Origin of the sequence: Xenococcus sp. PCC 7305 (assembly GCF_000332055.1) — a bacterium.
In the GTDB taxonomy this organism is placed as follows: domain Bacteria; phylum Cyanobacteriota; class Cyanobacteriia; order Cyanobacteriales; family Xenococcaceae; genus Xenococcus.
Genome location: NZ_ALVZ01000040.1, coordinates 1 through 7,756, shown reverse-complemented (window position 1 = coordinate 7,756; position 7,756 = coordinate 1). Strand labels below are relative to the sequence as shown.

Annotated in this window: 6 protein-coding genes; 2 read left to right on the top strand and 4 right to left on the bottom strand. The window is 37.3% G+C overall.

Translation table 11 applies throughout. The features are described from left to right. Nucleotides 1–487: 487 nt before the first annotated feature. Nucleotides 488–1,744, bottom strand: a complete 1,257-nt coding sequence (locus XEN7305_RS00660) for a hypothetical protein (RefSeq protein ID WP_006507374.1) — start codon at nt 1,742–1,744, stop codon at nt 488–490. Between the two features lie 978 nt (nt 1,745–2,722). Between XEN7305_RS00660 and XEN7305_RS00655 the strand changes: the two genes are divergently transcribed. Continuing rightward, nucleotides 2,723–3,340: a GNAT family N-acetyltransferase gene (locus XEN7305_RS00655; RefSeq protein ID WP_006507373.1), complete on the top strand. Its 618-nt coding sequence runs from the start codon at nt 2,723–2,725 to the stop codon at nt 3,338–3,340. 17 nt (nt 3,341–3,357) lie between these two features. Here XEN7305_RS00655 and XEN7305_RS29495 read toward each other — a convergent pair whose 3' ends face one another. From XEN7305_RS29495 to mrdA, 3 genes are all read right to left on the bottom strand, one after another. Then, nucleotides 3,358–4,170: a pentapeptide repeat-containing protein gene (locus XEN7305_RS29495; RefSeq protein WP_006507372.1), complete on the bottom strand. Its 813-nt coding sequence runs from the start codon at nt 4,168–4,170 to the stop codon at nt 3,358–3,360. A gap of 172 nt (nt 4,171–4,342) precedes the next feature. After that, entirely contained in the window at nt 4,343–4,861 is a 519-nt protein-coding gene (locus XEN7305_RS00645; RefSeq protein ID WP_006507371.1) for a COP23 domain-containing protein, read from the bottom strand. A gap of 222 nt (nt 4,862–5,083) precedes the next feature. Continuing rightward, on the bottom strand, nt 5,084–6,865 hold the full coding sequence (gene mrdA / locus XEN7305_RS00640; RefSeq protein WP_006507369.1) for a penicillin-binding protein 2: 1,782 nt from the start codon (nt 6,863–6,865) through the stop codon (nt 5,084–5,086). Nucleotides 6,866–7,130: 265 nt separating this feature from the next. Here mrdA and XEN7305_RS00635 point away from each other — a divergent pair, with 265 nt between their 5' ends. Continuing rightward, nucleotides 7,131–7,544, top strand: coding sequence for a hypothetical protein (locus XEN7305_RS00635; RefSeq protein WP_006507368.1), 414 nt, complete (start codon nt 7,131–7,133; stop codon nt 7,542–7,544). The last annotated feature ends 212 nt before the right edge of the window (nt 7,545–7,756 follow it).

The window sequence follows — 7,756 nt, the reverse complement described above, 5'->3', positions numbered from 1 at the left end:
CCAGTGAATCTCTTGAAGTCTTTTGAGTTAAGCTTTTGGACAGTTTTATATTTCATCCAATATTTTCATTATCAAAGGGGATACTAATTTCCATAACATATCCCGCAACCAATTATGCAAGAGGTCTATTGCTTTTGATACTCTTTGAAAACCGATGTGGTTTTAACCTGACTGACTGACACAAGTGCCTCAAACCCTCTTGGCGTATAGATTTCATTTTTTTTACTTAAAGGACTATTTTTTGACGAGGTGATCGCTTGTAAGCGTTGAAATATTGTACTAGCAAAATTTAATTTTCACGAGAAACATAAGATTTGCCTAGATGTGTCAGGCAGTCAGGGTTTTAACTCCAGATCGACGCTATATTATTAGTCATATTTATGTGTTAGTAAAACTCTTCTGGCTTGAAATTTATGCGGATGTAGTTGTTAAGCTTCTCCGACACATTTTTGAAATCTGTTGGAGTGCTATTCATGACTGATGCTTGTTAGGCGATGCTGTTTACTATAATTTTACGCGAAATTTCTTTTAACATTTCAATTTCGTAACGTAGAAAGTTCATGTTCTCCGGTGTTGGAGTAAAAGGCACAGCTTTAGACTCATCAAAATCAGGATTTGAGTGAACTATCGAACATCTTAATGCATATATCCTTTTCGTTAAAGTGTCATAGAAGTTATTTTCGTTCGTAAAATTTATTGCACATATATTTAGTGTCTTAGCGCACTGCAATTCATGCTCATTATCAAAATGTTCTTTTAGACTAAGACTCTTGATATGCTCTAATATCGACTTCATATCTACATATTCTCTTAGAACTCGACCAACCTTTATTTTATCCGTTGTGTACTTTTCGTTCTCTTTTTTGAATATGTTTATTGCTTGTAAAATATATTCATTACTTTTTATATGAAAGTCTGGGTTCGATAAAAGGTTCTTTATTTTGCGTGATACTAGGTTATATGCTGCTTTATCCATAAAATATTCAACAATATGGAAGTAGCAAATGTATTTAAAAGGTAGATAATCTACTTTTTGAGCTATATGAAAATATTCAATGAGCTCAGGAATATACCTTTTATATAATAGTTGAATAGGCTCTTCTGGAAGAGGTTCGTAGTCCGACCTCCGGCGAAATCTAAGACGCTTATAGCTTTCAATATTTGCTGTTTCAAAAGTCAACCCGTATGAGCACTCGATATCAAATAACACTGAATTAATTATATTTCTAACATCACTCTCAACGCCCTCACTTGATGGTCTATCTAGCCCCTCAATGATTAACACTGTACTTGAACGTTTCGTTAGACGAATCCCTTTCATCAAGGATGCAAGGAAGCCTATTGTAGTTTCTTTAGTTTCAACATGCTTTATCGATACATCTAATTTATTATGATTATAATTAATATTTATTATGATTGGTTCTTTCCTCTTTCCAAGTCTGAAGCTAGCAAAACGACCAATGTTGTTTAAATGGACTTCTATATGGTTATTGCAGCTTACGGCAAGAAAGTCATCGAATAAGGTTGGTTGACTTTTCAAGATTCGGGTTAGTGATGCAAAATCTTCTTCATCTCGCAGAACAAGCTGGAAATCAGATAATCCTTCTATGTTTTCAAGGATATATATGGTGTACTCTTCCTCTTTCCATTCACCGTCTTTTTCAAGGTGTTTGATTAATTGATAATTCTTTTCAATATTTATGCTCTTATGTTCTTCCAAAAATCTTTTAATACATTCTTCCATAGGTATTTCTCTAATTTCGCCTAACTATTGATTAGACGGAAACTTTGTTAATATTAAAACGATGAGTAGTGATATCAAGAATTTTTCTATCTATTAACCTTATTTAGAATAATATTGAGAATTCTTTATTGGGATGATATATAGAATCTTTCTGAATACCCTATGCTGCTTATTTTTAACATGATCTGAATTGAGTCCTAAATAGTAAATTTACTTATATTTCTTCAGATTAATTCAGCTTATATTTCGTTCAATTGAATTGCCGATAACTCCGCTTCCAGGTAATTGAAACCACTAAAATATAAGTCTCCGGGCGATTGACAACTTACGCTTCAATTCTTATTGAGAATTATCTCAGTTATTGATAATTATCCCTCTTTATTGCCACAATCCAATAAGATTTGTTTATCTTCAATTAAGACAAATTACTTTTCTTCACGTTTTTAACCGACATTTCGCAGGTCAATTTGAATTATTAATATTTTTTAAACCCTTATATAGCATGACTCATGGCAAAGCAAACTATATTACATGTTTCTTTATCTGGATAATAAATTGCTCCATTTTCAAATAGTAATATACTCGTAATGATTTCTATCCTCGCTCGCGATCGCTGTCAAAATGACGAAACACTAAAATAAAGACAATTATAAACTTTTACAACAATTTATAAAATACAATATCCAAGGTGCGAAATGTCGGATTGATCTCGCAAGGCCAGGTTTTCTTGTTCATTGGATTTATTGAGCTGTTTTACCTACAATATAATCTCTTACCCGTTCAAAATTTGCATTAGCAAATGCGATCGCGCAGTGCCAGGCTTCGCCTAATCGCATTCTCTGGTAGAGGTCTCATATGGCAATAAGTGAGTAGACAAATCATTCTGGATTCAATCAAGCAAAATTAAGCATAACGATACGACAAGAAGGTAAAGTAGATAAATGCTTTTCCCATATCAGAGATTGTCCTAACTCTTCGATGGAACAAGAAAACAATCATAAAATATCAATTCGTTCAGCTCGGCCAGCAGACTCCGATGCGATCGTGCAACTACAACTTCTTTCTATCGAAACCCTATGCGCTCAAGATTATAACAAAGAGCAATTGCAAGCCTTCCTCAAAAGCAAAAGCTGTCCTAGATATTGGGATGAAAAGATTTTTATTGCGGAAATAGACCAGACTATAGTAGGCTTTGCTGCCTTACAAAAATATAGTCATGTTATTACCGCCATGTTTGTTCATCCTCTACATATTCGGAAAAAAGTTGGTACAACATTATTACTTCATGTAGAACAAGTAGCTATGAAAAAAAGAACCAAAAAACTTTTGGTCTATTCTTCTCTAACTGGGAAAAACTTTTACGCTCGTAATGGCTTCACTACTATTTGTGAATATAATATTTTGCTGGAAAATATGGTTGTTTTTCCTAGTATAAAAATGAGCAAGCAATTATTAACAAAAAAAACTACAAAGAGCAGCTCTAAAGTATTTGATCCTCAATCTATACAGCAAAAATCAATACTTCAGCTCTTATTAAGAGTATCTATCCCCTCAATTACAATGCTTTTGGTATATTTTTTTATAAAAATAAGGTAAAGCAACCCATAGTTTGTCTAAATTAATTCCTGATTATATAATGCCTTTTGCCAATTATTTGCCGTTTTAAGTTGAGTTGAAGTAAGACCTATCGTATTTTTTAGGTTGGCTCCTGATAAATCTGCTCTCGATAAATTTGCACCAGTTAAATCTGCATATTCCAGATTAGCATCACTGAAATCAGTATCTTCTAAGTTAGCTCCTTGAAAATCTGCTTTTCTAAAGTAAGAATGTTTTAAACTAACTAATTTAAGGTTAGCTCCTCGAAGATTAGCTTTTGACAAATCGAGAAACTTAATAATATTACAATCTTCCAAAAATCTAATCACAGCGCCTCTTCTTTTACTGTCCAATTCTTGTAATACGACGATTGTTCTTGCTCGGACTACTGCTTTCAATAATTGATCTGAGTCGTCATCAAGAGTATTATCTCTTAACAGAACTTCTGTCATTTTATCTAAATAATCTTTGAGCTTGTCATAGCGAAGACGTTCTTCCCGAATTTCTTTCTCTTGAGCCAGAGCTTTTTTGGCGATTTCGGCTTCTTTCTTCTTCTTTTTATCATCCTGACTCTTCAGAAATTGCCTTAGAAAAACGCTGAGTAGACCGATAACTGTAGCGTTGAAGGAGACCCTCACCCATTCCCAAATACTAACACCCAGAAAGAAGGTAGTTTTAAGTCCTGCCACTTTTTCATTCTGTTCCCCCTGAACAATAACCTGGGCCCCTAAACCTTGATGCGATTGAATAGTCGCAACACAGGTAACAAAGACGAGCAAAATCCACAAAAAAAGCCCCCTCCAAAAACTGACACGAGAAAAAACAGTCATAATAACGAACTAATGTTAATTGATTATTTCCTAATAGACGTAGGCGCAAATAAGTCATCTATCAACAAAGAGCAAAAGGCCGATAGATCAATACTTATTATTTCGATCACACGAAGATGGGACTTATTACTTATTACTTACGCTCAATAGTAATTATTGCTTTCAAAGACTTTTAAAATCCTAGTAATTGCCAAAGGTTAATTCTATAGTAAATCGACTGTACACCTCGTTCGTTGGAAACAAATCTCTTGTCTTGCAGTTGAGATTCAAGAATAGAATCTAAAACAAGACCAGCTGCCTCTACTGGTTCTCTTGCTGGAGGAAGGGTGAGTAAAACCAAGTTACAATCATTATCTTCCGCTGTCACACAAATAACAGGAATTTGGTCTAGTTTGGTACTTTTGAAACTAACAGAGGATAAATCCCCCTCGGAAGCTAAATAATTTTCTAGCTGTTGTGATGTTGTATCACAAAGTTGTTCAGGATTGGTGCCCTCAGGGAGAGCTTCATTTTTCCAATGAAAAATAGGTTGCAATTGGCCATTTTTGGTCTTAGCTATAGTAGTAGGGATGTTTTCTTGTGCTTGACAGAAAAATGTTGCCTCTGACGATTGACCAGAGACGAAAGTCGCTCCCAAGACAACTGCGGCAGTAGCCAATAATGAGCTTAACCCCAGACCTTGAATGTTCATTTTAATCTTCACTTTCTAAAGTGTTAGAGCAATAACTGGAATATTATATTTATCAATCTATGAAATTTGGATTCAAATCATAGACCTACTATTACTAGTTTATAAATACACCCAACAGAGAAATTACTTACTCAACAATTGTTTAGGTAAATTCAACAATATTATTAATAATTCGACTTTATTTTCAAAGAGAGTTTTAAAGATTGTATTTAGTCATCAATTTTATTTTTTATTCTTGACGGTCGAGTTGAAATAAGTTTCCATCACTTCTTTGACCATAGGCGCAGCAACTGAACCACCACCACCACCAGAATGTTCGGCAAAAGCAACAATCACAATTTCTGGTTTATCAAAAGGAGCAAAAGCTCCAAACCAAGTGTGGACTTCCCCTGGAGGAGCTTCTGCCGTGCCACTTTTTCCTGCGGAGGGAGGCAAGGTCGGGACATTTAGTCTGCCTCCTGTGCCCCCATTGACAACTGCTCTGAGACCCTTTTTCAGAGTACTCACCGTACTAGGTTTTAAATTTAAGTTGACTTTCTCGACTTCTTTGTTTTGTAAGAGATGGGGTTGAATTCGATAACCATTATTTGCGATCGCAGCAAACATAACCGCAACTTGTAAAGGAGTAGCGGTTGTAAAACCTTGACCAATGGACATATTAACCGTATCTCCTGTAGTCCAACCCCAGTTATTAAAATTGCGTCGTTTCCAAGCATCATCGGCAATTAAACCCGCAGTCTCACCTTGCAGCTCAATGCCTGTTTTCGAGCCATAACCATAGTTGCGCGCCCATTTAATCAGTTCCTTGCCACCAACTCCCCTGCCGATTTGACCATGAAAAGTATTACTGCTCCAAGCTAGGGCTCCAACATAACCCATCGGGCCAAAACCACGCCGATTCCATTCCCGAAAAAGAGTACCTCCGACATTCAGAGCAGGGAAAGTCCCTAAAATAGTATTGGGAGGATATTTTCCCGACTCCATTCCCGCTGTATCTGTGACAACTTTGAAAGTAGAAGCAGGGGGAAAACCCCGTAAAGCCATATTCAAAAAAGGATTGCCTTTTTTCTTCAGCTCGCGCCAGGTTTCAGGAGTTACCCGCGACGAAAAAATATTAGGATCGAACCTCGGATAACTCGCCATCGCCAATACTGAACCATCATGGGGATTGAGGGCTACGATCGCACCTTTTTGCGTTCCCAAGGCTTTTTCTGCTGCTTTTTGAACTTCTACGTCAATAGTTATCGTAATATCCTGGCCTGCTCCGGGAGGATCTTCGCCTAAAACACTAATAATCCGCCCTGCGCCATCTACTTCTAGCTTTAAGCCACCCCATTCTCCCCGCAAAAGATGTTCATAGGAAGATTCTACGCCCATTTTGCCTGTGACATCCCCGAGGCGATAACCCTCACTTTTCCGCCGCTCTAGCTCGACAGCGTCCAGCTCTCCTGTATAACCCAGAATATGAGATGCTAACTCGCCTTGAGGATAATGACGTATTTTTCCAATATCTACTTCTACCCATTCAATAAGTTCCCTGTATTCTTGGATTGCGGTAATTTGGGCTGGAGTTAAATTACTAGCAATGGGAATCAGACTAGGATAGTTAAATCCGGCAACTTCCACCCGCTTTTGGAGATCTTGGGGAGGAATACCCAATATTTTGGCCAAGACATCTCTATTTTGTTGCCAATTTTCCTGTTTTTGAGCTTTCGGCCAGAGATAGGCAGAATGGGACAAACGAGTTGTGGCAAGAATTTTGCCGCGACGATCTAGAATATTTCCCCGAACGGGAGGTTTGGGGACAGTGCGAGTTCTATTTTCATCCGCTTTCAGGCTGTTGCGCTCACCTTGTTCTAGTTGAAGATAAACTAAACGCCAACCAATACCACCGAACAGCAGCAGACTAATACCTAGCATAAGAAAAAAAGATTGCCACTGATGAGTGAACAAGCTTGCTTTATCTGGGTATTTAGTTCTCGAATAAGAACCTGTGGTAGTCATTTGTGATTTATATTCTAAAGTTCTAGAGCCGTGGGGATAAGTACTTAGGCAAAATTAATTGTATATTTTGGGGTTTGGGGTATTAGGGAATTTGGGAGTTGGGGAAAAGAAGATAGTTAATCTCAAATTTACACAAATGATTTTGCTCACCTGCCTTATCTCAAGTGAAATCAGTTTGATCTTAGCCGAGGTTTTTATAAATTGAAACTTTTTCTGGGAAAACAAGTCTGAGATGATTAGGATACAAAAAATATTTGGTCAGATTATGAATAAGCTGTCTCAAACCATTTTGCCTCTAGCTCTAGGTATCGGTTTGGCTGTGGGTCTTGACTTGAGTGCGATCGCATCTCCTCGAAACTCCCACCATTATAGTCGTTCTGGAGTGGTTATCATCTCGCCTTTAAGGCATGGGAATCGCAACTATAACAATTATGAAATTGATTATAGAAATAGTAGGAACATAGATTATGGCCGTCGAGGTCGCTATGAAGATAAATATTATAATCGCGGTTCTCGTCGTCGCCGTAGTAGTCGTTATGATTGTGACCTCAGAAATCGTCGCGTAGGCAGCAGGAACCGCAGATATCATTCAGGTCAACGAGTCAATCCTATTCCTCGCCCACGCATCTATCGAGACTCTCCTAGCAATGGTGGTTCGGTTAGAGTCATTAGATACTAGTGTCGCTGCGCGGAAGTAATGAGTAATGAGTAATGAGTAATGGGTAATGGGTAATGGGTAATGGGTAATGAGTAATGGGTAATGAGTAATGGGTAATGAGTAATGGGTAATGAGTAATGGGTAATGAGTAATAAGTAATGACCTATGGGCTTTTTGCTCTTGGTTGGTGGATAATTTATTTGCACCCACGTCCACTAGTTAGCTCACAACTG

Coding starts and splice junctions, on each gene's coding strand:
- XEN7305_RS00660 (WP_006507374.1), bottom strand. CDS start 1,744: ATGGAAGAATGTATTAAAAGATTTTTGGAAGAACATAAGAGCATAAAT.
- XEN7305_RS00655 (WP_006507373.1), top strand. CDS start 2,723: ATGGAACAAGAAAACAATCATAAAATATCAATTCGTTCAGCTCGGCCA.
- XEN7305_RS29495 (WP_006507372.1), bottom strand. CDS start 4,170: ATGACTGTTTTTTCTCGTGTCAGTTTTTGGAGGGGGCTTTTTTTGTGG.
- XEN7305_RS00645 (WP_006507371.1), bottom strand. CDS start 4,861: ATGAACATTCAAGGTCTGGGGTTAAGCTCATTATTGGCTACTGCCGCA.
- mrdA (WP_006507369.1), bottom strand. CDS start 6,865: ATGACTACCACAGGTTCTTATTCGAGAACTAAATACCCAGATAAAGCA.
- XEN7305_RS00635 (WP_006507368.1), top strand. CDS start 7,131: ATGAATAAGCTGTCTCAAACCATTTTGCCTCTAGCTCTAGGTATCGGT.